Here is a 25,301-nt window from a genome sequence, read left to right as displayed (position 1 = left end):
CGGCAAGGGGGCCATGACGCAATCGGCCTGCTTGCCGATACGGATCAACGACCTCACGCCCCAGACCGAACAGGTGTGCATACCGCTGGGCGCTTGCGCTATGCTCCAGGCAAAATAACCGGGAGAAAGGCGAATGGACTCAGCCGTTACTGCAGAGCTCGCTCCCACGCAAGGCCCTGACAAAACCGAAGGATTACCGCTGGGCCCCGCCGAGCAAGACTATCGCCTCGCCTTCGATTCCGCCGGCACCGGCCTGGCCTTGCTACGCCTGAGCGGCGAATGGATTGCCGCGAACCCGATGCTCTGCCGGATGCTCGGCTACACCGAAGAAGAGCTGCGCGGTACCTCGTTCCAGCAACTGACCCACCCGGACGACCTTCAGGCTGGCCGGGACGAAATACCCAGGCTGATCCAGGGCCAGTGTTCAAGCGTCACTTTTGAAAAACGTTACCTGCGCAAGGACGGCAGCGCGCTGTGGGCGCGCTTGACCATCGGCGTAGCCCGTAACCAGAAAGGCGAAGCCCTTTACTTCGTGTCCCAACTCGAGGACATCAGCGAACACCTGGCCTTGCGCCAGGCCCTGTTGAGCAACGAACAGAAGTACCGCTCCCTGGCGCAAAACTCGCCCAATATCATCCTGCGCTACAACCGGCTTGGACAACGCATCTACGTCAACCCCGAGTTCGAACGCACCCGGGGCTTTCCCGATGTTCCCGGCATCGAACGCACAGCGTCACAAGGCTCCCACACGCAACCGATCGACGAGGAATTCCGCGCACATCTGCAACACACCCTGTCCACCGGCATCCCGGCCACCCGGCTGCTGGAAAGCAAGGATCCCTACTCCGGGCACTCCGTGGCATTCCTGTGCAACCTGACGACGGAGCATGATGAAAACGCAGAGATCTCCGGGATCCTGGTCATGGCCCAGAATGTGAGCTCCTTGCGGCAACAGGAACGTGCGGAGAATGCCCGATCGGCGATTTTCCAGGTGATGATCACCGACGGTGCGTTGCGTACCGTGCTGCCACTGTTGAGTACCTACCTGGAAGTACTGGCGCCTGACTTTCGCAATGCAATCGCCTTCAAGACAGAGCCAGACGGCGACAACCTGGCCCCGCCAGCCGTGGTCCCGCAGTCGCTCCAGGCCTGCCTGGTCGCCGACCTGAACCGTTTCCCGGGATTCTTTGAGCAACGCCGGCTGATCGATGACCTGAGGGCCGACGCCACGCACCTGAGTTTCAGCGCGCCGGCCCTGCTGGCCGGATATCGGGGCTGCTGGCTGGAACCGGTAGTCAACAGCGCGGGCCAGACACTTGGGGTCATCCTGCTGTTTACCAACGGCGAACATCCCCTCCCTGAACAAGAGCGCAAGTACGCGCAGATGGCCAGCCACATAGGTTCCATTGCCTGGGAGCGCTGTTCGGCCCTGGACAACCTTGCGCAAAGCGAACGCCGTTATCGCGAAGTCTTCGATCACACCCAGGACATGCTCTGCCTGCTGTCCATCGATGCCAACCAGCGGCTCAGTTGCCTGGAGGCCAATCCGATACTCTGCCAGATGCTCGCCAGAAGCCATGGGGACCTCATAGGGCAACCCCTGGAACATTGGTTGCCGAGTGAGGCCGCGCAAGTGGTCGACGCCATTTGCCAACACTGCATCGCCGTCGGTGCCCCCATCGAGCTCGATGCCCACCTGCCCTGTGACGAACGGTCGTTGATTATCCATTTCAACCTGGTGCCGATCGCCGATGCCAGCGGCCGTCCGCACCGCATGGTATGCATTGCGCGAAATATCACCGACCTGAAGGAAATCCAGCGCAATGAACGAGCCCGCCAACAGGAAATCGGCACCCTGGTGGAAAACTCCCCCGACGGTATCGCTCGCCTGAGTCCGTCGGGGAAAGTGCTGTTCATCAACCCGGCGCTGGAAAGATGGCTTGACCGACCAAAGGCCGGATTACTGCACAAACGCCTGCTGCAAATACTGCCACGCAACCTGCAAAGCCAACTGCTCCAGGACACGCTGATCGAAGCGGTGGAAAGCGGCCAGCCTATGGAGTATGAGTATCTGCTCAACGGTCGCCAACGCCTGCAACGGGTCTACCACATCAGTCTGGTTCCGGAACAGGACGTCCAGGGGCGCATCAGCACCGTACTGGCCGTGGTCCGTGACATCTCCAAACTACGAGTGGCCGAGCGACGCCTGGCCGCGCTGAACAATCAACTCCGGCAACTGATGTCCAGCCGCGAAAGTGCCCGGGAAGAGGAGCGCAAGCTGATTGCCCAGGAAATTCATGATGAATTGGGGCAGCACCTGACGGCAATCCGCATGGGCACTTCGCTGTTGCGCTTTCAGTACGGCGAACAAGTGCCGATGCTCAGTGAGCAAGTCACGCGCCTGCTGCAACTGATCGATCAGACGGTCCAGGTGGTGAGGAACATCTCCACCAGCCTGCGTCCGTCGATCCTCAACATGGGGCTGGTGGCCGCCCTGGAGTGGCTGACCGACACGTTCAGGCAACAATGGGGCATTGCCTGCGACCTGCAACTCCCCCGGCAACCGATGCAACTGGAGGATGCCGCTGCCACCGCGGCCTTTCGGATCGCCCAGGAATCGCTGACCAACATTGCCCGCCACGCCCAAGCGACCCGAGTCACGGTGAGCCTCGAAAAAACCACCAGTGGCTGGTCGCTGGAGATCACCGACAACGGCAAGGGTTTCGAGCAACGTGGGCTCTCCGGCAAAACCCTCGGACTGCTGGGCATGCGCGAACGCGGCCTGACCCTGGGTGGCACCACCCATATTTCCAGCAAAATCGGCGGCGGCACCACCGTACAGCTGAAGGTACCCGACTCAAGGACCCACGAATCATGATCCGATTGATGGTAGCCGACGACCACAGAATAATGCGCGAAGGCCTCAAGCAGCTGTTCGCCCTGGTCAAGGATTTTTGCGTGGTGGCCGAAGCGGAAAACGGTGCCCAGGTCCTCGACCTGCTGCGCCACACCGAGATCGACCTGTTGCTGCTCGACATGACCATGCCCGGAAGCAGCGGCGAGGATCTGATCGGACGTATCCACGCCCACTATCCCAAACTGCCGATACTGATCCTGAGCATGCACAACGAAGCCCACATCGCCCAGCGTGCACTGCGCGCCGGGGCCTCGGGCTACATGACCAAGGACCACGATCCGGAGACCCTGCTGGCCGCCATCCGCAAGGTCAGCGGCGGTGGCCGCTACCTTGACCCGGAACTGGCGGAACAGATCGCCCTGCAAAGCAGCGGCCTGTCGCCTGAAAGCCCGTCACAAACGCTTTCGACACGGGAATTCCAGATCCTGCGCATGCTGGCACAGGGCCTGAGCGTCAATCAGATTGCCGAACAGCTGGTGATCAGCAACAAGACCGTAAGCACCCACAAGACCCGGTTGATGGAGAAGATGTGTTTCACCACCAGCACCGACCTGGTGCGTTACGCCCTGAGCCAGGGGCTGGTCTGAACCGACCCCGCGGCCCTCAGCGGACGTGCCCGCAGATGCCGAGGATCGCCCCGGCGATCTGCTCCAGCGGCAACTCCCGCTCGACCGCCCCCAGCTTGAGCGCCTCCCGCGGCATCCCATAAACCACACACGACGGTTCATCCTGCCCGAGGGTCCTGGCGCCGGCATCGCGCATTTCCTTCAAACCCCGGGCGCCATCATCGCCCATACCGGTCATGATGATTCCCAGGGCATTGCTGCCCGCGCCCCGAGCGACCGAACGGAACAGCACATCGACCGAGGGCCGGTGCCGACTGACGGGAGGACCGTCGACGATATCCACCTGATACTGCGCGCCGTTGCGCTTGACCAACATATGGCTGCCCCCTGGGGCGATCAATGCACGTCCCGGCATCACCCGGTCGCCGTGGCGGGCCTCGCGGACTTCGATCTCGCAGACCTGGTTGAGACGTTCGGCAAAGGCCGCGGTAAATTTTTCCGGCATGTGCTGGACAATGACAATGCCCGGGCAGACCCGGGGCAACACTCGGAGCACCTGCTCCAGGGCCTGGGTACCGCCAGTGGAAGTGCCCAGGGCGACAATGTTCTCGGTCGTGCGTGCCATGGCTGTGCTACCCGCCGGCAGGATCGCGTCGGCAGTGAGCCTGGGCAGAACCTCAGGAGCCAGGACCCGCTTCAGATTGGCCTTGGCCGCGGCCTTGACCGCATGTATCAGCTCATCGGTGCTGTCGTTCAGGAACTGACGCAGGTTGGACTGGGGCTTGGTGACAATACTCACCGCTCCCGCCGCCAGGGCCTGCAAGGTGGTCTTGGCGCCCTTCTCGGTCAGGGTCGAACAGATCACCACCGGTGTCGGATGTTCAGCCATCAGCTTTTTCAGGAACGTGATGCCGTCCATGCGCGGCATCTCCACATCCAGCACGATCACATCCGGCCACTGCCTGCTCATCTTCTCCATGGCGAACAGCGGATCAGCGGCAACACCGATGACTTCGATCCCGCTGGCCTGGCCCAGGGTCGCGCTCAAGACCTGACGCACCACCGCCGAGTCGTCGACAATCAATACCTTGATATCCGTCATCTTGCACGACTCCTCGGGGGCCCGACCTGACCTGGGGCCGAGTCCGTATGGTTGAGTTGCAAGCGACCGTTGGCCACATCGAACACCAGGCTGCGATAGCCCTGGCCACCCACGTGATACACCTCGCAGCGCAGGCCATGAGCCTTGATCAACCGCCGGGCGGCATTCACATTCAGCTCGCCGATGCCTACACCGTCGTGGCGTCGGACACTGGGAAACATGTCGCCACCACCAAAGACGCTGATGACGAACTCTTCGGGCCGCGCCTCGGCTTGACGAATGAAGGTCAACAGCAGCGCCAGCGCATCGGCCGCGTAACGCCCGTTCAAGTCACCGGCATCCCGCCCGCGTCGCAAAGGCAACATGTAATGACACATCCCCCCCAGCAAGCGTTGCGGATGCCACAGCACCAGGGCCACGCAGGAGCCCAACAAGGTACGCAGCCGTAACTGCCGGCCACCGAACACCACTTCACCGGGCTGCAGGAAGTGCTCCACCACCTCGGGCGCATCAGGCCGCGGGCTTGCGGTAGATGGATGGTTTGACCAACTGCACATCATCGGTAATTCCATTCAGGCTCTCCGAATGGCTAATGACGAAGTAACCACCAGGCTTGAGGTGCTTGAGCAGACGCTGCACCACCTGGGACTTGGTCTGGTTGTCGAAATAGATCATCACGTTGCGCAGGAAAATCACATCGAACTGACCCACCGCGGGCAGCGAGGTGTTCAGGTTGAGCGCGGTGAAATCGATACGCGACGCCAACGCCGGATCCACCATGAAAATGCCGGAATTACTGCCGACGCCCCTGAGGCAGTACTTGTTCAGCAGCGCTTCGGGGATGCCCTTGGTGGCATCCAGCGGATAACGCCCGGTGCGGGCCTTGTCGAGCACACGCGTGCTGATATCCGAGGCGAGAATCGCCCACGGCCGCGACCCCAGGCTGTCGGCCAGGACCATGGCCAGGGTGTAAGGCTCCTCGCCAGTGGAGCAGGCACCACTCCAGATCCGCACCGGAGCATGACCCCGCAATTCGGGGAGAATGACGTCCTTGAGGAATTCGAAGTGCCTGGGCTCACGGAAAAAATAGGTTTCGTTGGTGGTCAACAGATCCACGGCCATCTGCAGTTCGACCTTGTCTTTGGTCAGCAGGCGATAATAACTGCCATAGTTGGTCAGCTTGAAATACTGCAGGCGCTTGGCCAGGCGACCGCTGATCAACTGCTTCTTCGCGTCGGACATGCTGATGCCGGCGATCTCGCGGATCATCGTGCGAAATTGTTGGAACTCATTGTCTGAAAGAATCACATTCATGAGGCCAGTCCTTGTGTCAGGGCACTCTGGGACTGCAAAGCCGACCAGTCGTCCGCGCCAAGAATCTGCTCGATGTCCAGCAACAGGACGAAGCCGCCATTGAGCTTGCCAATACCCAGTATGAAGGCCGGGCTCAGGCGTCCATTAAGGGCTGGCGCGGGCTCGATCTGATCCCGGGCGATCTCCAGCACCTCGCTGACCGCGTCGACAATGATGCCCACCAGACCGGAACCGTCCGCCCCGCGGGTTTCCAACATGACGATGCAGGTGCGGGCACTCTGCTGCGTCAGGCCGCCGCCGAAACGCAGCCCCAGGTCCAGCACCGGAATCGCCGCGCCACGCAGGTTGGTGACTCCGCGAATGCTCGGCGGAGCCAGTGGCAGCGCAGTAATCGGGCCGTATTCGACGATCTCCCGGACACTCAAGGTGCCGACGGCAAACATCTCCTGACCCAGGCTGAACGTCAGGTACTGGGTTGGCACGGCGTCCTGTGGTTGCCGCAAAGGCGAAATGGATTCAGACATGGCTCACTCCCGGGGACCGCCCTTGAACGGCCGGTCCCTTATCAAGATTGGACAGCGGCACCCGCTTGCCCGGCGCCGGATCGACAGCGTTCAGTGCAGTTGACCGGCGATCTCACTGACGCAGAGCACCTGGTCGACCTGCAGCAAGGTCAGGAACTCCCCCCGGACCCGGACCATGCCGCGGATGAAATCTCCACGGATCCGATTGCCGATCACCGGGGCCGGCTTGATGTCGGCCAGGTCGATCTCGATCACCTCGCTGACCGAGTCGACGACAATACCCAGCACCTGCGAGTCGCCGTCCTGCAACACCTCAAGGATCACGATGCAGGTACGGCTGCCCGGTCGCGTGATGCCTCTGCTGAAACGCGCCTGCAGATCAATCACCGGTACCACCGCACCCCGCAGGTTGATCACCCCGCGGATAAAGTCCGGCATCATCGGTACCTGGGTGACCTGGCCGTACTCGATGATCTCGCGCACGCACAAGGTATCGATGGCGTAGGCCTCCCTGGCCGAGGTGAACGTCAGGAACTGTGAGGGCTCGCTCTCTCCCGGGTTCTGCGCCTCCGGTTCGAGGATGCTGGCGGCTGTGTTCATGACTTAACTCCCGAAGCGAATGAAGCCGCCCTCATGGGCATGCTCGCGGTCTTGCATGCCCCGCTGGCTGGAAGGGGCCACACGCAGCGCGGGGGCGACCGCCGCCCCGCCCTGCAGGGTGAAAAAGCCCATCAGTTCCTGCAACTGCTCGGCCTGGCTGCTCATTTCCTCCGCCGTGGCGGCCAGTTCCTCGGAGGCCGAGGCATTCTGCTGGGTAATCTGGCTCATCTGCGACATCGCCCCGTTGATCTGTTCGGAGCCGATGGATTGCTCTTCGGACGCGGCGGCAATTTCCTGGACTAGGTCGGAGGTCTTGGTGATCGAAGGCACGATCTCATCCAACAGGCTGCCTGCACGCTCCGCCAGGGCGACGCTGTTTTTTGCCACCTGGCCGATCTCCTGGGCCGCGATCTGGCTTCGTTCCGCCAGCTTGCGGACTTCCGCTGCCACCACCGCAAAGCCCTTGCCATGCTCACCGGCACGGGCCGCTTCGATCGCCGCGTTGAGCGCCAGCAAGTTGGTCTGATAGGCAATCGAGTCGACGATACCGATCTTCTCGGCAATGGTTTTCATCGCCGAAACCGTGTCTTTCACCGCCTGCCCCCCTTCGCTGGCCTCCTTGGTGGCCTTGCCCGCCATGCCGTCGGTGACCTTGGCGTTCTCGGTGTTCTGGGCAATCGATGCCGACATCTGCTCCAGCGACGCCGAGGTTTCCTCGACCGACGCGGCCTGCATCGACGCCGACTGGCTGATGCTTTGCGCGGTGGCGGAAATCTCTTCCGAAGCACTGGACAGCGAGTCGGCGGAACTGCGTACTTCACCGATGATCTGCGAGAGCTTGCCCACCGTTTCGTTGACCGAGTTTTTCAAATCTTGCAGGCTGCCCTGGTAGTGTCCCTTGACGCTGCGGGTCAGGTCGCCGCTGGACAACGCCGCCATGACTTCCATCGCCTCGCTGAGGGGGGCGACAATCGAGTCCAGTGTGCTGTTGATCCCCTCGACGATGCGGCGGAAATCACCTTGATGACGCGTGCTGTCGGCGCGGGTGTCGAGCTTGCCGACCACGGCATCCTCGCTCAGCCGGCGGGTGTCTTCGACCAGCGCCTGGATATTGCTGCGCAGCTGTTCGATGTTGTCATTGATGAAGGATTTCTTGCCGGGGAAACGAGCCAGGGGAGCCGACAGATCGCCTTCACCGAACGCACGGATACAGGCCATGGCTTGTTTCTTCACGCTGATATGGCCGTTGACCATGTCGTTGATGCCCTGGGCGATCTGACGGTATGAACCCTGGAATTTCTGCGCATCGATCTGTACATCGATGTCACCTTTCTCGTGCTGGTCCGACATCCGGTTCATCTCTTCGATCAAGGTCATGATCGTGCTGCGCAGATGTTCGATGGTGACGTTGATAAAGGCTTTCTTCCCAGGGAAGGCCTGCAATGGCGCCCCCAGGTCGCCCTCGCTGATCGACTTGATGCAGGCCATGGCCTGTTTCTTCACGCTGATATGGCCATTGACCATCGCATTGATCCCTTGGGCCATCTGCCCGTAGCTTCCGGCGAAGCGGCCAGCCTCGATATGCACCTCGATATCGCCTTTATCGTGCTCGGCGGACATGTGGTTCATTTCTGTGATCAGTTGGTTCAGGGTACCGCCCAGTTGCTGCATGGAACCCAGCAGGCCCGACTTCACGGCACCACCGCTGGCCAAGGCTTCCAACTGACCGGCGACCAGGCGTTCACTCAGAGCCCGGACTTCATCCGGCTCACCGCCCAGGGAGCGCAACAGGTTACGCGCCAGGAAAAAGCCCAACAGGATAGTGATCAACAAGGTCACGCCACCCACCAGGCAAACGATGTAGAACGCGGTCTGCTCGGTCCCGGTCGCGGCCAACGCCGCTTTGCTGCCCAGTTCCAGGTTGTACTGGCGCATATCGCTCAAGGCCGCGGTAACTTTGTCTTGTGCCGCCTGGCTGTCGAGCAGCAGACCGCGCACGGCGGCTTGATCGCCATTTTTGAGCAAGCTATCAAAACGCTCCAGGCCACGGTTGTACTCATCAAGGCGGGCTCGAAGGCTATTGAGCAACGCTGCGTCGTGATCATCGGAGATCAACTCCTTCTGATAACGATCCAGCGCCTGGGTCACCGACGCCTGGGTCTTGTCGACCCACGACAAGCGACTGTCGAGCGGCGTGGAAAGATTCTGCCACTGATGAACATGGCTATCGGCCAGGGTCTCGGCCACCTGGTCCAGCAGGACAATGCTCGGCACCGTATTGACCTGGGCATAGCTGGCCATGGTTCTGACCCCGCCCATCAGATAGAGACTGACCCCGCCCAGGATCAGGATACCCAGCAGGGCGGAGGCGACCAACAGCGAGATATTCTTTTTGACGGTCATGAGGCTGTACTCCAAGGGAAAGACTATTGAGTCAGTTCAGGGCTGAGGGTCGCGCCGTGTTTCTGCTGGCTGGCGACCTGCCCGAGCAGGTTGGGAATATCCAGGATCAGCGCCACCGCGCCGCTCCCCAGGATCGTGAAACCTCCCAATCCATGGGCCGTGCCGAACAATTTGCCCAGCGGCTTGATCACGGTCTGGAACTCTCCCAGCAACTGATCAACCACCAGCCCTACCCGAACGCCGGCGTAATGCACCACCACGATGTTTTCACGGCCCGGGTTCGGCTCGTCGATGGCAAACATGTCCCGCAGACGCAAGACCGGCAACACCGAGCCCCGGAGGTCCAGATAGTCTTGATTGTTGCAATCATCGGCGTTGAGCTCGATGCACTCCTCGACCATGTCCAGGGGCACCACATAAGAGGCCTTGCCAACCCCGATGAGAAAACCATCGATGATCGCCAGGGTCAGCGGCAGGCGAATACGCACCGTGGTGCCGACACCCTCCTCGCTTTCCAGGTTGACGCTGCCCCGCAGCGCCGTGATGTTGCGCTTCACCACGTCCATGCCCACGCCCCGCCCGGACAGGCTGCTGACCTGTTCGGCGGTGGAGAAGCCGGGCTCGAAAATCAGATTGAGAATGTCCTTGTCCGCCAGCACCTGCCCTTCGGCCAGCAGCCCCCGCTCCCGGGCCTTGTTCAGGATCCGTTGCTTGTTCAGGCCGCCGCCGTCGTCGCAGACTTCGATGACGATGCTGCTGGCCTCGTGATAGGCGTTGAGTCGAACGCTGCCCTGGGCAGGCTTGCCCCGGTCACGGCGCAGTTGCACGGCTTCGATGCCGTGATCCATGGCGTTGCGCACCAGGTGGGTCAAGGGGTCGCCAATGCGCTCGACCACGGTCTTGTCCAGTTCGGTTTCCGCCCCATTGACCTCAAGGACGATGTCTTTGCCCAGCTCCTTGGAGACATCACGAACCACCCGCTGGAAGCGGTTGAAGGTGGCACCGATCTGCACCATGCGCAGGGTCAGGGCGCTGTCGCGCACTTCCTCGACAAGACGCGAGAGTGAACTGGCGGCCTCGATCATCTCGCCGATGCCCGTGCGCGCCGCCACCAGATTGGCACCGGCACCGGCGATGATCAGTTCGCCCACCAGGTTGATCAACTGGTCCAGCTTGCCGGCATCGACGCGAATCAGGTTGCCCTCGACCGAACGTGTCTCCCTGGTCGGCTTGCTTCTGGACAGACCGTCGCCTTGAGGCAGAGGCTGGTCCGGCACGACCTCGGGGGCTGCCATGAACGTCGCGGACGGCACCTGAGTCGCCGCCTGCCAGTCTTCGCGGGTCAGCGAACCACAAACGATGAACACCTCCAGCAAAGCCTGCGGATCGCTGCCCAGACGCTCGATCAGCGCCTGGAAATCCGCCGGTTGGCGCTCCGGCGGCAGCACGCAGATCTGGCTGTCTTCGCGAACGAACTCGAAAGCGCTTTCGATGGTCGCCTGATCGGCTTCACTGACAAACCCCAGTTCGAAACCCAGGTAGCAACTCTCAGGGTCCATCGCCGCCACCTCCGGCAGGCCCTCGGTCATGCAGACAACCTGGGTGATCTGCCCGAAGCTCTTGAGGTAGCGCAGAAAGGACAAGGGATCCATGCCATTGCGCAGCACATCGCTGCCGAAACGCAGTGACAAGTGCCAATGACGCAAGCCTCCCGTCGAATCGCTCGCGGGTATGACCATGACCGCCCCTTGTTCCGACTCAAGAGACGGCTCCAGATAACCATTGAGCAGCGCCACCAGGGCACTGCCCTGCCGTTCGTGATCGGCGGTCATACCTTGCAGATCGCCATGGCGGGCCAGCAGCTCGATCAGTTCGCCCAGATGGTCACGAACCTGCAGGAACAACGCACTGAGTGCCTCGTCCACCCGCAGTTCATTACCGCGCACCCGGTCCAGCACGCTTTCCGCCACATGGGTGAAGGCGACGATAGGGGTCAGGCCGAACAGACCGGCGGACCCCTTGATGGTGTGGGCCACGCGAAACAGCGCGTTAATCGTGTCGACGTCATCGGGGACCTGCTCGATCCGCAGCAGTGCGTCCTCCATCAGCAACAGCAGCTCCTGGCTTTCGGCAATAAAGGTTTGCAGCACATCGTCCAGGTTCATCGGCGTGCTCATGACGTCAGCCCCTCTGGGCGGCAGTTGTACCCGCCTCATCGAAATAGCGATGCAATCCGCTCAAATCGAAGGCCTGGAGTACCGCTGCGCTGTGATTGCTCAGGATCAGGGTGCGACCCTGGCGGATCGACTCCTGCTTGGCCAGCACCAGCAATTGCAGCCCGGCGGTGTCCAGTTCGTCGACACTGCCCAGGTCCATTTCCACCTCTTCGGCAAGGGGAAACAGCTCCAGCAGCAGGTCCCGGCGCTCGGTCGCGGTGTAGATGGTCAGCGGTCCCTCAAGGACCAGGATCCGACGCAGGCAAGGCACGGTGTGTGGCATGACAATCTCCTTTCCAGGGGGCCCTGGACGGCTACGACATGATCAATTTGGACACGGCACTGAGCATCTGGGCCGGCTGGAAGGGCTTGACCATCCAGGCCTTCGCGCCGATGGCCTGGCCCTGCTGTTTCATCGACTCGGCCGCTTCGGTGGTAAGCATGATCACCGGTGTGAACTTGTAGGCCGGCAGTTGCTTGGCGGCCTTGATGAAGCTGAGGCCGTCCATGTTCGGCATATTCAGGTCGCTGACGATCAGATGAATCTTGCGACCGTCGAGCTTGCTCAGGGCATCTCTGCCATCGCAGCCCTCGATCACTTCGTAACCAGCGCCTTTCAGGGTGATGCTGACCACCTGGCGAATGGAGGCAGAGTCATCGACGATCAAAATGGTTTTGCTCATGGGGGGTACTCCCTAGAAAAAGGTGATGTCGGATGAAGCACTGCCGGCCAAGGGTTTGCCGTGATGAATCGCGTGTTGCTCGGGCATGGTGTAGGTGCTGGCCAGTTGTTCGAGCCAGGCATGGGCGGCAATAGGTGGCGGCGTGGCACCGGCCTCGCTGAGTTGTTGACGTTCGCTGACCTGGTCACGCAGCTTGCCGAGGTCGTTGTTGACCAGGCTCAGCATCTGGCTGACCCGATCCTGAAACTGCAGGGCGACCAGCACCCCGGCGATCTCGCTCGCGACATTTTCACTCTGCTGCTGCAGGCCGCTGCTGGTGTCGACGATGGCCTGGGCGTTGTGCCGAAAATGCTCGATCACCTGGGACACCAGTTGTTCCGAATGGGCCAGGGTCTGCGAATCCTGCTGCGCCTGATGCCGGGACAGTTCAACCGTACGAGCGATCGCCGCATTGACCGTGCTCACTGTCTCGCTGATTTTCAGACCGGTATCACCGGACAGGCTCGACAGCTTGCGCACTTCGTCCGCCACCACCGCAAAACCGCGGCCAGCGTCACCGGCACGGGCCGCTTCGATCGCCGCGTTAAGCGCCAGCAGATTGGTCTGCCGGGCGATATCACCGACAAACTTGGCCATTTCCTGCAACTGTGAGGTGAACTCGGACAGCAGCAGGACCTCCTTGAGTTCCGACTCCTTGCGCAGGAGAGCGCCGCGCAACTCGACCATGATCGCGTCCAGGTCACGCTGACCGACCTCAAGGATCTCCACCAACCTGGTCCCGGAACTCTGCCCGGCGCCCTTGGAAACCGAAGCACTGATATCACCGGACAGCGTGGCGAAACGATTGCTGAGTTTGAGAATCGACTCTTCGCTGAGGCTGCGGGCCGCGTCGATCTGGCGGCACCAGATCGGCAGAACCTGGGTACAGACCTCGGCCAAGCCCTCATCCGGCGACGCTGGCAAAGGCCTGTTCAAGGATTCAAACGCCTGTTCCTCGCGCCGTTGCACGGAGCTCAAGGTGCGCAGCGCCAGAGTGCCGATCAGCAAGGACCCCACCAGTACTGCGGCACTGCTACCCAGGGCCAGACCGTTCAGACCGATGCTGAGCAGGATCGCCAGGCAACCCAGGGCGCCACTCAAGACCGCCGGCAGCAGTGTCATATTCACGGGGGAAACCAGTGTCTGTCCTTTCACCTTCGTCTCTCCAGATCAGGATCGCTCAGAAAAACCGGAAGGCCGCTCGGACATCTGCTGAAAGTGGTGTACCGAGGGTTCTGGCTGCCTGGAGAAATAATGGCCCGGTAACATCACCGCACCTATCGGAGCATCCCTATTTACAGCTAGGATTTGCAGGACGGCAGCTAGGACAATCCCTACAAGCACCCTCTGTCCAAAGCGCCTCGAGATTTTTGAAGTTCCAGTTTTTCTCCAGCTCCAGGCCGATGATCGCGTCCTGCCCGCTCGCCAGATCCACAACCTCGAGGGTCACGGGCATACCGCGCGATACCGAATAGAAAACCTTCACCTTGGGAATGAGCAACGAATCGGCGTTCTGTTCCATGACCACCGCCAGACGCTCGCTACGCAGGCGCACCAACGCCCCCACCGGATAGATCCCGACACATTTGACAAAAGCATGGAACACCATCTGGTCGAAGTGCCCATCCCATCCAGCCATTCTGTGGATCGACTCGGCGGGGCCCCAATGGCGACGATAGGGACGGTCCGAGGTAATGGCGTCGTAGACAAGGCTGATCTGGGTACCCCGCAGCTTGTGGGGATAACCGCTACCGTCGACCTTCTCGTGGTGGTGCAGGCAGACATCCTGCACCCGCAAGCTGAAATGATTGCTGTCCAGCAACTGCACCCCGGCCTCCGGGTGCGAACGGATCGTCTCGAACTCGCCGTCAGTCAACTCCGACGGTTTGTTGAGGATCGCCTCTGGTATGGTCATCTTGCCGATGTCGTGCAGCAGGCCGGCGAGCCCGGCATCCTGTACCAGCAGCGGCGGCAGACCCAGCTGGCGGGCCAGGCCGATCATCAATCCACAGACCGCCACAGAATGCATATAGGTGTATTCATCGGCGTTCTTGAGTCGGGCCAGATTGATCAGGGCATCCGGATGGCGCATCAATGAGTCGGAGATATCCCGCACCATGTCGGCCACATGATCCATCTGGATGACCCGGCCCATGCGCAGATCGCCAAACATCTCGATGACCGCGGCCTTGGACCTGGAACAGACGTTGGCGGCCCGCACCAGTTCGTCGCTCATCGCCACCCGCGCGCGCTCAGGCTTGGGCGTGCACGGGAGGGCCGGCGCGATAGGCACAACAGTAGCGACGGCCACATCCGGGGAAAAAGGCTCATGCGGCACCACCACTGGCGTATCGGCTCCCTTGGAAAGGTCAATCCAGACGCAGGCAATGGACGAATCCCGGACCTTCTCCAGGGTCTGCTCATCCTCAAGCAGAAAGCTTTTTTTCCAGAACGGGTGATCGAGCCAGGGACCGCATAGCTCCTGGATATACATGCCGACGCCCAAATCGGCCACGACGATTTTTTTCAGCACGATCAAGCCCCTTTTCAGGTAGCGACAAGCCCTCGTCGAGTGCTCCGGTGCGCCCCTCGCCTAACAAGCCGGCACGCTGTGGAACATGACGGAGAACCTGACTGGCATGAAAAAATATCGTCGATATGCGGGAGGCCCCGCCATCGGAGCATCCCTATTTCAGGGTAGGGATAACGGGGACAGGGTAGGAAAATCCCTAGCTGGCGACGCCAAAGAGACGGCTTTGCCGACCGCATCAAAGAACGCCTGGCGTTCCGCGAAACGCTCCTTGTCCGAGGCGCTGGGCCATGCGCCGAGGACCACTACCAGCAATTCATGTCGCGGGTCGAAGTACATGGCCTGACCAAAGATACCGAGGGCCTGATGAGTGGTTCAAACCGCAAGGTGGCGATGGGCGTGGTGCATCTGATCGAGATGGCACAGCTGTGGATGGATTCGGTATTGGATAGGCACCTGACTAACGTCAACGGCTGACAGCGTGCCGAGCATGGAGCAACAAACATCAGGAAAGATCAGCAGGTCGCTGATGGATGACCATACGCTGCGGTTCAAACGCAATATCTTCAGCATCAGGCACCGCTAGAACATCGATGCTGCTGGCGTTACCGATTACGTCATCAGCCAGAGCGCCAGCCTTGGGTAAGTGCACAGCCAGACCAGGACTGCTCTGAAACGCGAAATCTTGATCCATGTTGCACCTTCAGGAATATGCCTTGCAGATGCTCCACACTACATCAAGTAGAAGCGTTGTTTCCCATTTGGTAATAATCAGTTATGAAATCCACAAACGCCCTCACCTTGGGCGCCAAGTAGCGGGCTTGTGGATAAATCGCGTAGTAATGCCGCTCACCCAACGAATAGTTGGGGAGGATGGAGATCAACCGCCCCTGGGCAAGATCGCTGCGCACGGTGGCCTGGGTGAAACAGGCAATGCCGGCACCGGCCAGCGTCGCGGCATGCAAGGCACTGATGGTGTTGCTGCGGAACTGACCGTTTGGCGCGATCCTGACCGAAGCACCGCGCGCGGAGCTCAGCTCCCAATCCGAAGAGGCCCCGATAAACGTCAACAGGCGATGCTTGTCGAGTTCCTGGGCTGTACGCGGTAACCCATGGGTACGGATGTAGGCGGGGGAAGCCACCAGCACCCGCTTGGAGACCGTCAGGGTTCGGGCGATCAAGGTGGTGTCCGCCAGCGCACCGGCGATCCGTATTGCGACATCAAAACCTTCGGCAACCAGGTCAACGAACTGATCATCGCAGCACAGCTCCAGTTCGATATCGGGATAACGCTTCTGGAAACCCGGCAGCCAGTGCGGCAGATCCAGGGTGCCAACCACCAGGGGCACACTGACCCGCAACAGCCCTTCCGGACGTTGATGCCCCTGGGCCATCGCTTGGGAAGCCGCGTCGACACGATCGAGAATATCGACGCACGCCGCGTAGTACTGCTCCCCTGCCCCGGTCAGGCTGAAGCGCCGGGTGTTGCGGTTGATCAACTGAACGCCCAGTTCAATCTCCAGTTGCTGCAACTGCCGTGAAATCGTCGAGTGGGTGGTGTCCAAGCGCTCCGCGGCGGCAGAAAAGCCCTTGGCCTCGACAATGCTGCGAAAGGCGCGCATGGCGGATAGCTGGTTCATGAAGCGGGCATCCCGAAGTCAGGGGTTGATCACTTGACCGGCAAGGCAACGATTTGCGAAGTGGTCAGCACCGAACCGAAGGTGTCTTCGATCTCGGCCAGCGCCGAGTTGTGCAGCTCGTCCTTGCTCACCGAGTGGCCATTGGCACGGGTGATGGCGCGGGTTGCGGTGGCGTCGGATGCTACCACAACGCTATAACCCAACGGCACGGCGTCACGGGCGGCACCGGCGACACAGGCGTGGGTCATCAGGCCGCTGATGATCAGGGTCTTGACCCCGACTTTCTTCAGCTGGGCATCCAGGTCGGTGCTGGCGAACACGCTCACGGTGGTTTTCTGGATGATCTTGTCCTGTGGACGCGGCTTCATCTGCGGGTGGAAGTCGACGGTCTTGCCATCAATGCCGAACACCGCCGCACCAGCAGGCGCAATGTGCTGCACATGGATCACCGGGATGTGCTCCTTATCGGCGAAGGCGATCAGGCGCTTGGTGTTTTCCAGGGCCTTCATACCATCCGGGATCGGCATACGGCCGCTGAAGTATTCGTTCTGGAAGTCGATCACCACCAGGGCGGTGGTTTTCGGGTCCAGGCGGTCGCTCGGCTCGGCACCGAACATGGCGCGGATGGTTGGGTGTTGATTGGTCGGCGCTTCAGCAGCGCTGGCGAACTGGACGGTCCCTAACATCAAGCCCAAACCGACGATTGCAGACTTGAGCACGTTGGAAAACGAACGTTCGGTCTCAGAGGCTTGAAACAAAGAAGCATTGCTCATGATGAAGTTCCTTTTTGGAGATTGGCTAACTGGGACTCAGCTTAAGGAGTAGCCCCTGTAGCAACAACGCACCAATCAGAACAATATCTGTTTGCTATCCACACAAATAAAATCAAGTAACCCGCACGCTCGACACTGCGCCTGTTTTTCTCGCATGCAAAAAAAATCCGGAACGCCTCACTTTCGTGTGCATTCCGGACTTTCTTCTACAACAAATATGGTGGGTCGTGTGGGATTCGAACCTACGACCAATTGGTTAAAAGACAATTGGATCCGAAGGGGTTGAAGCTCTAACCCGGGGTGATCACCTGTGTTTCCGTGGCTTCGCAGCCTCTAATGTCCCCCATTAGAGGCTTCAGAAATGAAAATCACATCGGTCGTTTCGACCAAAGGCGGTACCGGCAAGACCACTACGTCTGGCAATCTCGGCGCTTTGTGCGCGGATGCCGGCCTTCGAACCCTCCTCATAGACCTAGACCCTGTCCAGCCGTCCCTTTCGTCGTATTACCAGTTGGTAGAGGAAGCTCAGGGCGGCATCTACGACCTGCTCGCCTTCAACGTGACGGATTTTGATCGGATCATTTCAAGCACCTCAATCCCGAACCTCTCCCTGGTGCTGTCGAACGACGCCAACAACCAACTCTTAAACTTGCTGCTACAGGCACCCGACGGACGGTTGCGCCTAGCAAGCCTGATGCCGGCCTTCAAAGATCATTTCGACCTGGTGTTGATCGACACCCAGGGCGCCCGCTCGGCCATGTTGGAGATGGTCATCCTAGCCTCTGATCTGGCTATATCGCCGCTTCCACCGAACATGCTCGCTGCACGGGAGTTCAGCCGCGGCACTATGCAGATGCTTGATGGGCTGCGTGCTTACGGGCGTCTCGGCCTGAACATCCCTCCTGTCCATATCGTGGTCAACAACCTCGACCGGACTAAAGATGCACAGATGATCGAACGGTCTGTGCGTGAAATCTTCGAGGGCAACCCTGAAATCAACGTTCTGGAAACCACCATCCCCGCAGCTGTGGTTTTTCGCGAGGCCGCCTCCCGGGGCATGCCAGCCCACCGGTTGGAGTACAAAAAGCCTGCAGATCAAGTTGCTCCGTCGGCGCTGACTACCATCCGTAACTTGGCTATCGAGGTCTTTCCTGAATGGCGTGATCGCTTCGAAGCCTTGACGGAGGAAAGGGTAGCCAAGCTGGTGAAGGAGGGTCGTTGATATGGCGAAGCCTTCCATTACCGACGCCAGCAGCATTACTGCCGAACTCGTTTTGCAGTTGGGTCAATACTACAGCGCTCAAAGTCTGCGCAGCCTGCAAGCCAAACTCACCGGTACCGTCCGGGAAATCCGTGGTTTGACTGGAGGCAACACCTTGCCCGGGCGGATTGGAGCAAAACTGAGCCTGGATCAAATTGACCTGTTGCGTGATGCCGCCAATCTGATCGAATCGGTGAACTCCAACATAGAGCACGCGAAGGAGAAGCGTAAGCGCGACGAGAACGAAGCCAAGCGCCGCCAAGAAGCGCGGAATGCCCAAGCTAAGCGCCTTGTGGCTGAAACATACCCTCTTCCATACGAGTCTCTGGATCAGACCCTTGAGATCCTGAAAACCGCGTTGAATTTCAATCGCACAGGCCAGTTCCTGGATTACTACTCCGCCCTGGAGTACAACCTCCAGCTCCGAAGCTATCTTTCCCCGACCCAGATCCGAAAGCTAATTGGCTGGAATAGGCCGCAAGACTACTGGATGAGCATAGTGCGCTCATTGCGCAATGAATTTATGCAGACGGTAGAGCATGAGATCGGCTACGACGATGGCTCCACTGTTCAGGAACGACTCCACGCACTGAAACAAAAAGTCGCAGACCGCCTTTCGGTGATCTACCTCTCTGCTGACGAAGAGGAGACGTTGCGCCTCTGGTCGGAAGCGCTCTCACCTGCTGAAAAGCAGGAAGGGGTGTGAATGATGGACAAGCAGAAAGTCTTGGACAAAGTCGCCAAGTGCTTTGCGCTGGCGAACTCCAAAGGTGCTTCACCGACCGAAGCCGAAACCGCACTGCGTCAGGCCAGAGCGCTGATGAAGCAGTACAACCTCGAATCCCTGGAAGTGGCAGCACATTCCATCAACGAGGTCAGTGTCGCGACCGGAACCAAACGTGCACCGCAGGACTGGGCGCACCGCCTGGCATCTATCTGCGCACAGGCCTTCGACGGCTCTTACCTGGCCTACTTCAACGTATTGAAAGGATGGTCCTTCAAGTTCTTGGGCAAGGGCATCTCCCCTGAGCTAGCCGCACATGCCTATTCGGCACTTCACCACCAGTTGGTGGCTGCTCGGCAAGAATTTGTTGCCCAGCAAAAACGCTGCCAGCTGAAAACCAAACGCCGTCGCGGCCAACTGTTCGCCGAAGGTTGGTTGAATGCTGTCACCTACAAAGTTGCTGAATTCGCCGGGGCTATGGATGAAACGACTGACCAGGAGATCAAAGCCTATCTGGAGTTCCACCATCCTGCCCTGAGCCTCAAGGAGATTGAACCGCTTGTAGCCAAGGGGTATGACACTGGCTCGCTCAGCGCGGGCTGGACACAAGGACAGAAGGTCCGCCTGCATCGCGGCGTTGGGCAGCGCTGCCAAGCTGCACGTCTAACTGGAGGTGGTCAATGAACCATCTCGATCTTTCACCGCCCTACTCTGTCGAGGCTGAGCAAGGTGTTATTGGCGGCCTCCTGCTCGATAACAACACCTGGGATCTCATCGCTGATCAGCTCTTGGCCGAGGACTTCTTCCGACACGAGCACCGCGTGCTTTTCAAAGCAATCACGGCTCTCGCCAGCAAAGCAATTCCGTTCGACATCGTCACCGTGCACGACGCCCTGGAGGAGCCCGCCGAGGCCGGTGGCCTGGGATATCTGGTCGAGCTCGCCAAAAACATCCCCTCGGTAGCCAACATCGAGCACTACGCGAACATCGTTCGCAACAGATCCAAGCTTCGACAACTTATGACCTTGGGGTACCAATGCTCGCGGGAGGCGGCTGACCAGCAGGCAGATGCCTCCGACGTCCAGGAATCGATAGAACAGCAACTTTTCGCCCTAGGGCAAGACAAGAGCGCGTCTGAGTTCATCAACATCAACCAATGCCTGAAGACCGTGGTCGAGCAGATCGACGAGCACTTCAACGGTAACATCACTGTCACCGGCGTGCCCTCGGGGCTGGATGATCTGGACGATATGACCTCCGGCTTCCAGGATGCAGATCTCATCATCGTTGGTGCTCGACCGTCGATGGGCAAGACGTCCTTGGCATTGAACTTCGTAGACACTGCCCTGCACAAGAAGCCCGACCGGACTGTTCAGGTCTTCAGTTTAGAGATGCCGGCGAAAGCCCTCCTCTATCGACTGATGGCCGTTCTCGGACACCTCGATCTAGGGAAATTGCTGAAGGGCAAGCTCGATGACGAGGACTGGCCGAAACTGACCTTTGCGGTCGGGCGAATCAACGATTACGGCGAGCGCCTGGTCATCGATGACTCATCTGGCGTCACGCCGACGGAGCTTCGAGCCAAATCACGCCGCGCAGCACGCCGATTTGGACACCCGTCTCTGATCCTGATCGATTACCTGCAGCTTATGCGCTGTCCAGGCCAGGAAAACAGGGCCAACGAGATCGGCGCTATCTCTCAGTCGCTCAAGGCCCTGGCCAAAGAGATGAATTGCCCGGTCATTGCCCTTTCCCAACTCAACCGGGAGCTGGAGCGCCGCCCGAACAAACGCCCTATCAACGCGGATCTGCGTGATGGAGGGGCAATTGAGCAAGACGCCGATGTCATCCTGTTCGTTTACCGCGACGAGGTTTATCACCCGCAAACCGAGTTCAAGGGAATCGCCGAACTGATCATCGGCAAGGCTCGTAATGGCCCTACCGGGACAGTCCGCACAGCCTTTATTCCTCACCAAACCCGCTTTGCGAACCTCAGTGCCAGCAGTGGCTGGCAAGGAGCAGGTGTATGACCGTCCTCGATTCGAACTCTGTGACGCACTGGTGCTGTGGCTGCGATACCCACTACCAGCTCCATCAGGTGCGTCACTGCATCCCGGCACCAACTACTCCTGAAGGTGAGGTCGAGGTCAACATCTGCCCGCAGTGCGGCAGCTACGACGTCGTGGAGCTCAAGGATGAGGTGGCTCATGCACAGTAGCGCATCAGCTTTCCCGTCAATCCCGGCCAACGCCTCGTTTGAAGACTCGGCGGTAGTTCACGCGCATAGAACTGGCATCAACCCAGTGGAGCTGGATGCTCTTGCACAGGCAATCGGTCGTCTTGCCCGAGACCACAGCACGGTGGTGCCGGCAAGCATGAAGGGCGACATGCTGGAGCTCGTGCAACTCGGTTATGTCGAGCTGACCAACACAACCTGCGGAACACTCTCCGTCGACCTGGTTTGCGCCGGCGCGCTGCTGTCCAGTTACTTCTGGTCGGTATGGATCCCGCGTCACTTGCAGCGTTGCGCGCTGCAGATGGCTGTGATGCCCCACCTGGAGCCCAAGGTCGATGTTCAGCATTGCACGGTGATTTTTCGTGTGCCTGGTCCTCGGGAGGCAACGCGGCAGTTCCTCCATGACCTCGGGACCCACTTCCCCGGCGACGAAGCCGAGATCATCGTCATACAGGTTGGGAATGCACTCGCCGGTGATACCTCCCGCTTACAGACGGGAGAAAACGTCCATGCATAGCTCTTTGCTCACCCGTAAAAAACACCAACAACTGGTCGAGTTTGCGATTGCCAACGGCTGGACCGTCACCCGCACGCCGGGCGGACATATCAAGTTAACAAAGGTCGGTCGTGGATCGATCTTCACCTCTTCGACGGCCAGCGACTACCGCTCAGGCCTGAACGCAATCGCCCGCGCTCGCCGCGCGGATCGCATGCCGACACAGCATTCGCAGGAGACCATCTGATGCCTATTCGCCACGCCATTGTCCATTTGATCGACAAAAAACCCGACGGCAACCCTGCGGTCCTGCATGCCCGTGACTCCGAGCTGGCCGAGTCCCAGGCCATCGATCACCTGCTCACCGAACTCAATGAAAGCTACAACGCCAAGCAGGGCAAAGCCTGGGGCTTCTTCCATGCCGAGTCCGGCGCCCATCCACTCAGCGGCTGGCTGAAGGAATACCTGGACGGCGGCAAGGACTTCACCGCGTTCAGCCGGATTGCCGTCGAACATCTGCAAAATCTGATGGAGGAGTCCAACCTCTCGATGGGCGGCCATGTGCTGTTCGCGCACTACCAGCAAGGCATGACCGACTACCTGGCGATCGCCCTACTGCACCACAGCGAAGGCGTGTCGGTGAACGCCGAGCTGGACGTGACCCCGTCGCGTCATCTGGACCTTAGCCAACTGCAGTTGGCGGCCAGGATCAATATCTCCGAATGGCAGAACAACAAGCAATCGAAGCAGTACATCTCATTCATCAGAGGTAAGAACGGTAAGAAAGCCACGGAGTATTTCGGCGACTTCATCGGCTGCCAGGAAGGCGTCGACGGTCCGGCCGAGACCCGCACCCTCCTCAAAGCTTTCAGCGACTTCGTGGAAAGCGAAGACTTGCCCGAGGACGATGCCCGGGAGAAAACCTGGACCCTGGTGGACTACGCCAGCAGCCAGGCAAAAATGGGCGAGCCCATGGGACTGGAAGAACTCTCCGAGTTGATTGACGAGGATCGTCCACGGGCGTTCTACGACCATATCCAAAACAAGGACTACGGTCTGTCGCCGGAGATCCCAGTTGATAAGCGCACCATCAACCAATTCCGTCGCTTCACCGGTCGAGCCGAAGGTCTGTCCATCAGCTTCGAAGCCCACCTCCTGGGCTCGAAGATCGAATACGACGAAGAGGCTGGGACCCTGTTCATCAAGGGGCTGCCGACTCAGCTCAGAGATCAATTGAAACGCCGTTGAACCCAACTGAATTTGGAATTGGAGAACGCTATGACCGCCCAACAACGTCAACTTGAAGAGAAATTCGTCGTCCGTCTTCCGGATGGGATGCGGAACCGAATTGCACAAAACGCACGAGCCAACATTCGCTCTATGAACTCCGAGATTATTCATCGCCTGGAGCGTTTCACCGAGCTTGAATCGGCTCTTGAACGAGCCAACAAAATCATCGATCAGTTGCTGACTGCCCCTAACTCAGCCGTTCAATCTGGACCTGAAGCATGAAGCCTTCTCCTTCTATCGCCTCAATGAAGGAGCAACTGCTGAAGCCGGCGTTTCAGCAGAATGCCCCTGTAGCTCAACGTATGAGCGATCCCATCGTTGATACCCCAATGCTCCTGACGTTGGATGAGACGCTGCCGTACGACACCAACCCACGCACGACGCGCAACCCGAAATATGACGAGATCAAAGAATCGATCCGGCACCGCGGGCTTGATACACCTCCCCCGGTCACCCGGCGCCCAGGTGAGGAAAAGTTTCGCATCCGGAATGGTGGCAACACGCGCCTGGCGATTCTCAATGAGCTGTACCGTGAGACCGGGGACGAAAAATTCTTCAAGTTCCACTGTCTGTTTCGCCCTTGGGATATTGCTCGTGGGGAGATCATCTCCCTCACCGGGCACTTGGCTGAAAACGATCTGCAGGGTCAGTTGCTGTTCATTGAGCGCGCCATTGGAGTAGACAAAGCAAGAGCCCTGTATGAGGAGGAGTCTGGAGAGTCGATTTCCTTGCGAGAGCTTTCTCGTCGCCTGGGGGCTGATGGTTACCCTATCTCACATACTCATATCAGCCGCATGCAGGACGCTATTCGCTATCTTCTGCCTGCAATCCCTGCGGTTCTGTACTCCGGGCTCGGAGTAGACCGGATCATAAAATTACTAGCGCTTCGAAAAAGCACGCAACTCTGCTGGGAGCGAAATTACCAAGAGCAGGGACAGCTCCTAGACTTCGACACGATATTTCAAGATGTACTGTCTCAATTCGAGGGCGATGCTGAAGAGTTTCTGTTCCAGCGCTTCCAGGACGAGTTGATTGATCAACTCAGAAAACCGCTCGATCTCGGTTACGAGAAAATACTGCTGGAAATCACCCAGAACCAGGATCAGCTCCGCCGCTCGACGCCTGTGCTCGAAATGCCTCAGAGCACCTTATATGGCTCAGAGTCCGGGCAGGTAGCGCAGCCCCTGACAAGCAACGAAAACACCAGCACGCCAGGTACTGGACAAGAACCACCTGCGTCCCAAGAGTCGAAATCACCAGGGAGCCCCAAACAACACAAGCAACCACCCGTCGAGCTCACACCTCCTCCACCAATGTCTGCGGAGGAGCGGCAAGCCCGTTTGGATGGTCACGTAGCAAGCCCTGTCACGACCTCGGCTCGCGTCCAGCAGGTGAAACAACGACTCGCCGCAATCGACGGTGAAGAGTTGCCGGACTTCGAGGCAAACGCACTGGTGGCGATTCCTGTGCAAGCCGGCGGACTGCACCCGATTTCAGACCTCTGGTACATCGAGCGAGAGATAGACACACCGGATCTGCTTCGCGTCCACATCGCACAACTCGCCCGTGAAATTTCCAGTTCGGTCGGAGCCCCTGGAGAAATCATCGAAGTTGAAGGAGGGATTGGATTCAGCTACCGGCATCCAGAGGAAGAGCTTGACGTCACTGCTACAGCCCAACACACCTTGATGCTGCTCCAGTCCTTGAGCGGTTCGATTGCCATCGCTCTGAACATGATCCAACAAAAGCCCGAACTCCAGGTAGATGCACTGGCTGACTTCGAATTCGCGGCAGGCCTTGGCCAGTTGCTGCTGGGACGGCCAGTCACTAAAGACCAGCAACCAAGCGACTCAGGTCGAATGAGTGATGGTGCCTTGGTGAAATTGTTCCGTGTCATCCGCCTAGCCAGAAGATTAATTGACCTGGAGATCCAGTCACTCACTGAAACCACACCACCGACTGACAGCGAGTAGCGGACGATCATGGG

26 protein-coding genes are annotated in these 25,301 nt (G+C 59.4%); 12 read left to right on the top strand and 14 right to left on the bottom strand.

Annotation, left to right across the window (positions count from 1 at the left end; genetic code table 11):
* Positions 1-133 precede the first annotated feature (133 nt).
* Positions 134-2,878 (top strand): PAS domain S-box protein, encoded by a 2,745-nt coding sequence (locus M5C71_RS11555; protein ID WP_248767889.1) that lies wholly within the window; start codon positions 134-136, stop codon positions 2,876-2,878.
* A complete protein-coding gene (locus M5C71_RS11550; RefSeq protein WP_103498651.1) occupies positions 2,875-3,504 on the top strand; it encodes a response regulator transcription factor in 630 nt (209 codons plus the stop codon). Before M5C71_RS11555 ends, M5C71_RS11550 begins: the two co-directional genes overlap by 4 nt.
* A 16-nt stretch (positions 3,505-3,520) precedes the next feature.
* Here the strand turns inward: M5C71_RS11550 and M5C71_RS11545 are convergent, their stop codons facing one another.
* The 14 genes from M5C71_RS11545 to M5C71_RS11480 all read right to left on the bottom strand — a co-directional run bounded on the left by M5C71_RS11545 (position 3,521) and on the right by M5C71_RS11480 (position 17,307).
* Positions 3,521-4,585 (bottom strand): chemotaxis response regulator protein-glutamate methylesterase, encoded by a 1,065-nt coding sequence (locus M5C71_RS11545; protein ID WP_103498650.1) that lies wholly within the window; start codon positions 4,583-4,585, stop codon positions 3,521-3,523.
* Positions 4,582-5,157: a chemotaxis protein CheD gene (locus M5C71_RS11540; protein ID WP_349294013.1), complete on the bottom strand. Its 576-nt coding sequence runs from the start codon at positions 5,155-5,157 to the stop codon at positions 4,582-4,584. The genes M5C71_RS11545 and M5C71_RS11540 overlap by 4 nt, the downstream gene beginning before the upstream one ends.
* Positions 5,096-5,899, bottom strand: a complete 804-nt coding sequence (locus M5C71_RS11535) for a protein-glutamate O-methyltransferase (RefSeq protein ID WP_103498648.1) — start codon at positions 5,897-5,899, stop codon at positions 5,096-5,098. Before M5C71_RS11535 ends, M5C71_RS11540 begins: the two co-directional genes overlap by 62 nt.
* The gene (locus tag M5C71_RS11530; protein ID WP_177099974.1) at positions 5,896-6,423 is read right to left on the bottom strand and encodes a chemotaxis protein CheW; all 528 of its coding nucleotides are present in this window, start codon (positions 6,421-6,423) and stop codon (positions 5,896-5,898) included. Before M5C71_RS11530 ends, M5C71_RS11535 begins: the two co-directional genes overlap by 4 nt.
* A 90-nt stretch (positions 6,424-6,513) precedes the next feature.
* A complete protein-coding gene (locus M5C71_RS11525; protein WP_152738183.1) occupies positions 6,514-7,023 on the bottom strand; it encodes a chemotaxis protein CheW in 510 nt (169 codons plus the stop codon).
* A 3-nt stretch (positions 7,024-7,026) separates the two neighbouring features.
* A complete protein-coding gene (locus M5C71_RS11520) occupies positions 7,027-9,426 on the bottom strand; it encodes a methyl-accepting chemotaxis protein (protein WP_177099970.1) in 2,400 nt (799 codons plus the stop codon).
* A 23-nt stretch (positions 9,427-9,449) separates the two neighbouring features.
* Positions 9,450-11,591, bottom strand: coding sequence for a chemotaxis protein CheA (locus tag M5C71_RS11515; protein ID WP_248767935.1), 2,142 nt, complete (start codon positions 11,589-11,591; stop codon positions 9,450-9,452).
* 16 nt (positions 11,592-11,607) lie between these two features.
* Positions 11,608-11,925 carry an STAS domain-containing protein gene (locus M5C71_RS11510; protein WP_177099968.1) on the bottom strand — a complete coding sequence of 106 codons (318 nt, stop codon included), beginning with the start codon at positions 11,923-11,925 and terminating at the stop codon, positions 11,608-11,610.
* A 31-nt stretch (positions 11,926-11,956) separates the two neighbouring features.
* Positions 11,957-12,325 (bottom strand): response regulator, encoded by a 369-nt coding sequence (locus M5C71_RS11505; RefSeq protein WP_103498642.1) that lies wholly within the window; start codon positions 12,323-12,325, stop codon positions 11,957-11,959.
* 12 nt (positions 12,326-12,337) lie between these two features.
* Positions 12,338-13,486: a methyl-accepting chemotaxis protein gene (locus M5C71_RS11500; RefSeq protein WP_177100226.1), complete on the bottom strand. Its 1,149-nt coding sequence runs from the start codon at positions 13,484-13,486 to the stop codon at positions 12,338-12,340.
* Between the two features lie 169 nt (positions 13,487-13,655).
* Positions 13,656-14,897 carry an HD-GYP domain-containing protein gene (locus M5C71_RS11495; RefSeq protein ID WP_248767888.1) on the bottom strand — a complete coding sequence of 414 codons (1,242 nt, stop codon included), beginning with the start codon at positions 14,895-14,897 and terminating at the stop codon, positions 13,656-13,658.
* Between the two features lie 502 nt (positions 14,898-15,399).
* Entirely contained in the window at positions 15,400-15,588 is a 189-nt protein-coding gene (locus M5C71_RS11490; protein WP_248745072.1) for a hypothetical protein, read from the bottom strand.
* A gap of 43 nt (positions 15,589-15,631) precedes the next feature.
* On the bottom strand, positions 15,632-16,534 hold the full coding sequence (locus M5C71_RS11485; protein ID WP_248767887.1) for a LysR family transcriptional regulator: 903 nt from the start codon (positions 16,532-16,534) through the stop codon (positions 15,632-15,634).
* Between the two features lie 29 nt (positions 16,535-16,563).
* Positions 16,564-17,307, bottom strand: coding sequence for a cysteine hydrolase family protein (locus M5C71_RS11480; protein ID WP_248767886.1), 744 nt, complete (start codon positions 17,305-17,307; stop codon positions 16,564-16,566).
* Between the two features lie 361 nt (positions 17,308-17,668).
* On the opposite strand from M5C71_RS11480, the gene M5C71_RS11475 reads away from it, so the two are divergent.
* Genes M5C71_RS11475 through M5C71_RS11430 form a run of 10 tightly spaced genes read left to right on the top strand, consistent with a single transcriptional unit; the run spans position 17,669 to position 25,287 of the window.
* Positions 17,669-18,529 carry a ParA family protein gene (locus M5C71_RS11475; RefSeq protein ID WP_248767885.1) on the top strand — a complete coding sequence of 287 codons (861 nt, stop codon included), beginning with the start codon at positions 17,669-17,671 and terminating at the stop codon, positions 18,527-18,529.
* Position 18,530: 1 nt separating this feature from the next.
* A complete protein-coding gene (locus M5C71_RS11470; RefSeq protein ID WP_248767884.1) occupies positions 18,531-19,274 on the top strand; it encodes a hypothetical protein in 744 nt (247 codons plus the stop codon).
* A gap of 3 nt (positions 19,275-19,277) precedes the next feature.
* Positions 19,278-19,976, top strand: coding sequence for a DUF2786 domain-containing protein (locus tag M5C71_RS11465; protein WP_248767934.1), 699 nt, complete (start codon positions 19,278-19,280; stop codon positions 19,974-19,976).
* On the top strand, positions 19,973-21,322 hold the full coding sequence (gene dnaB / locus M5C71_RS11460) for a replicative DNA helicase (protein WP_248767883.1): 1,350 nt from the start codon (positions 19,973-19,975) through the stop codon (positions 21,320-21,322). The genes M5C71_RS11465 and dnaB overlap by 4 nt, the downstream gene beginning before the upstream one ends.
* Positions 21,319-21,510: a hypothetical protein gene (locus M5C71_RS11455; RefSeq protein WP_248767882.1), complete on the top strand. Its 192-nt coding sequence runs from the start codon at positions 21,319-21,321 to the stop codon at positions 21,508-21,510. Before dnaB ends, M5C71_RS11455 begins: the two co-directional genes overlap by 4 nt.
* Complete coding sequence (locus M5C71_RS11450) at positions 21,500-22,045, top strand: hypothetical protein (RefSeq protein ID WP_177141030.1); 546 nt, start codon at positions 21,500-21,502, stop codon at positions 22,043-22,045. Before M5C71_RS11455 ends, M5C71_RS11450 begins: the two co-directional genes overlap by 11 nt.
* The gene (locus tag M5C71_RS11445; RefSeq protein WP_017124197.1) at positions 22,038-22,271 is read left to right on the top strand and encodes a hypothetical protein; all 234 of its coding nucleotides are present in this window, start codon (positions 22,038-22,040) and stop codon (positions 22,269-22,271) included. The genes M5C71_RS11450 and M5C71_RS11445 overlap by 8 nt, the downstream gene beginning before the upstream one ends.
* Positions 22,271-23,272 (top strand): nucleoid-associated protein YejK, encoded by a 1,002-nt coding sequence (gene yejK / locus M5C71_RS11440; protein ID WP_248767881.1) that lies wholly within the window; start codon positions 22,271-22,273, stop codon positions 23,270-23,272. Before M5C71_RS11445 ends, yejK begins: the two co-directional genes overlap by 1 nt.
* A gap of 30 nt (positions 23,273-23,302) precedes the next feature.
* Entirely contained in the window at positions 23,303-23,536 is a 234-nt protein-coding gene (locus M5C71_RS11435; RefSeq protein ID WP_177146692.1) for an Arc family DNA-binding protein, read from the top strand.
* Complete coding sequence (locus M5C71_RS11430) at positions 23,533-25,287, top strand: ParB family protein (protein WP_248767880.1); 1,755 nt, start codon at positions 23,533-23,535, stop codon at positions 25,285-25,287. The genes M5C71_RS11435 and M5C71_RS11430 overlap by 4 nt, the downstream gene beginning before the upstream one ends.
* Positions 25,288-25,301: the final 14 nt, after the last annotated feature.

It is taken from the genome of Pseudomonas sp. MWU12-2345, from assembly GCF_023242385.1.
Classification (GTDB): Bacteria; Pseudomonadota; Gammaproteobacteria; order Pseudomonadales; family Pseudomonadaceae; genus Aquipseudomonas; species Aquipseudomonas gingeri_D.
The sequence above is the reverse complement of the archived record's forward strand: the minus strand, read 5'-3'. Positions and strand labels throughout refer to the sequence as shown.

Excerpts from the sequence above, each read along its gene's own strand:
- dnaB (WP_248767883.1), top strand. The coding sequence starts at position 19,973 with ATGAACCATCTCGATCTTTCACCGCCCTACTCTGTCGAGGCTGAGCAA.
- M5C71_RS11485 (WP_248767887.1), bottom strand. The coding sequence starts at position 16,534 with ATGAACCAGCTATCCGCCATGCGCGCCTTTCGCAGCATTGTCGAGGCC.
- M5C71_RS11545 (WP_103498650.1), bottom strand. The coding sequence starts at position 4,585 with ATGACGGATATCAAGGTATTGATTGTCGACGACTCGGCGGTGGTGCGT.
- M5C71_RS11540 (WP_349294013.1), bottom strand. The coding sequence starts at position 5,157 with ATGGAATTACCGATGATGTGCAGTTGGTCAAACCATCCATCTACCGCA.
- M5C71_RS11435 (WP_177146692.1), top strand. The coding sequence starts at position 23,303 with ATGACCGCCCAACAACGTCAACTTGAAGAGAAATTCGTCGTCCGTCTT.
- M5C71_RS11445 (WP_017124197.1), top strand. The coding sequence starts at position 22,038 with ATGCATAGCTCTTTGCTCACCCGTAAAAAACACCAACAACTGGTCGAG.
- M5C71_RS11505 (WP_103498642.1), bottom strand. The coding sequence starts at position 12,325 with ATGAGCAAAACCATTTTGATCGTCGATGACTCTGCCTCCATTCGCCAG.
- M5C71_RS11555 (WP_248767889.1), top strand. The coding sequence starts at position 134 with ATGGACTCAGCCGTTACTGCAGAGCTCGCTCCCACGCAAGGCCCTGAC.
- M5C71_RS11480 (WP_248767886.1), bottom strand. The coding sequence starts at position 17,307 with ATGAGCAATGCTTCTTTGTTTCAAGCCTCTGAGACCGAACGTTCGTTT.
- M5C71_RS11500 (WP_177100226.1), bottom strand. The coding sequence starts at position 13,486 with ATGACACTGCTGCCGGCGGTCTTGAGTGGCGCCCTGGGTTGCCTGGCG.
- M5C71_RS11520 (WP_177099970.1), bottom strand. The coding sequence starts at position 9,426 with ATGACCGTCAAAAAGAATATCTCGCTGTTGGTCGCCTCCGCCCTGCTG.
- M5C71_RS11490 (WP_248745072.1), bottom strand. The coding sequence starts at position 15,588 with ATGGATCAAGATTTCGCGTTTCAGAGCAGTCCTGGTCTGGCTGTGCAC.
- M5C71_RS11475 (WP_248767885.1), top strand. The coding sequence starts at position 17,669 with ATGAAAATCACATCGGTCGTTTCGACCAAAGGCGGTACCGGCAAGACC.
- yejK (WP_248767881.1), top strand. The coding sequence starts at position 22,271 with ATGCCTATTCGCCACGCCATTGTCCATTTGATCGACAAAAAACCCGAC.
- M5C71_RS11530 (WP_177099974.1), bottom strand. The coding sequence starts at position 6,423 with ATGTCTGAATCCATTTCGCCTTTGCGGCAACCACAGGACGCCGTGCCA.
- M5C71_RS11455 (WP_248767882.1), top strand. The coding sequence starts at position 21,319 with ATGACCGTCCTCGATTCGAACTCTGTGACGCACTGGTGCTGTGGCTGC.
- M5C71_RS11515 (WP_248767935.1), bottom strand. The coding sequence starts at position 11,591 with ATGAACCTGGACGATGTGCTGCAAACCTTTATTGCCGAAAGCCAGGAG.
- M5C71_RS11535 (WP_103498648.1), bottom strand. The coding sequence starts at position 5,899 with ATGAATGTGATTCTTTCAGACAATGAGTTCCAACAATTTCGCACGATG.
- M5C71_RS11465 (WP_248767934.1), top strand. The coding sequence starts at position 19,278 with ATGGACAAGCAGAAAGTCTTGGACAAAGTCGCCAAGTGCTTTGCGCTG.
- M5C71_RS11450 (WP_177141030.1), top strand. The coding sequence starts at position 21,500 with ATGCACAGTAGCGCATCAGCTTTCCCGTCAATCCCGGCCAACGCCTCG.
- M5C71_RS11550 (WP_103498651.1), top strand. The coding sequence starts at position 2,875 with ATGATCCGATTGATGGTAGCCGACGACCACAGAATAATGCGCGAAGGC.
- M5C71_RS11525 (WP_152738183.1), bottom strand. The coding sequence starts at position 7,023 with ATGAACACAGCCGCCAGCATCCTCGAACCGGAGGCGCAGAACCCGGGA.
- M5C71_RS11430 (WP_248767880.1), top strand. The coding sequence starts at position 23,533 with ATGAAGCCTTCTCCTTCTATCGCCTCAATGAAGGAGCAACTGCTGAAG.
- M5C71_RS11510 (WP_177099968.1), bottom strand. The coding sequence starts at position 11,925 with ATGCCACACACCGTGCCTTGCCTGCGTCGGATCCTGGTCCTTGAGGGA.
- M5C71_RS11470 (WP_248767884.1), top strand. The coding sequence starts at position 18,531 with ATGGCGAAGCCTTCCATTACCGACGCCAGCAGCATTACTGCCGAACTC.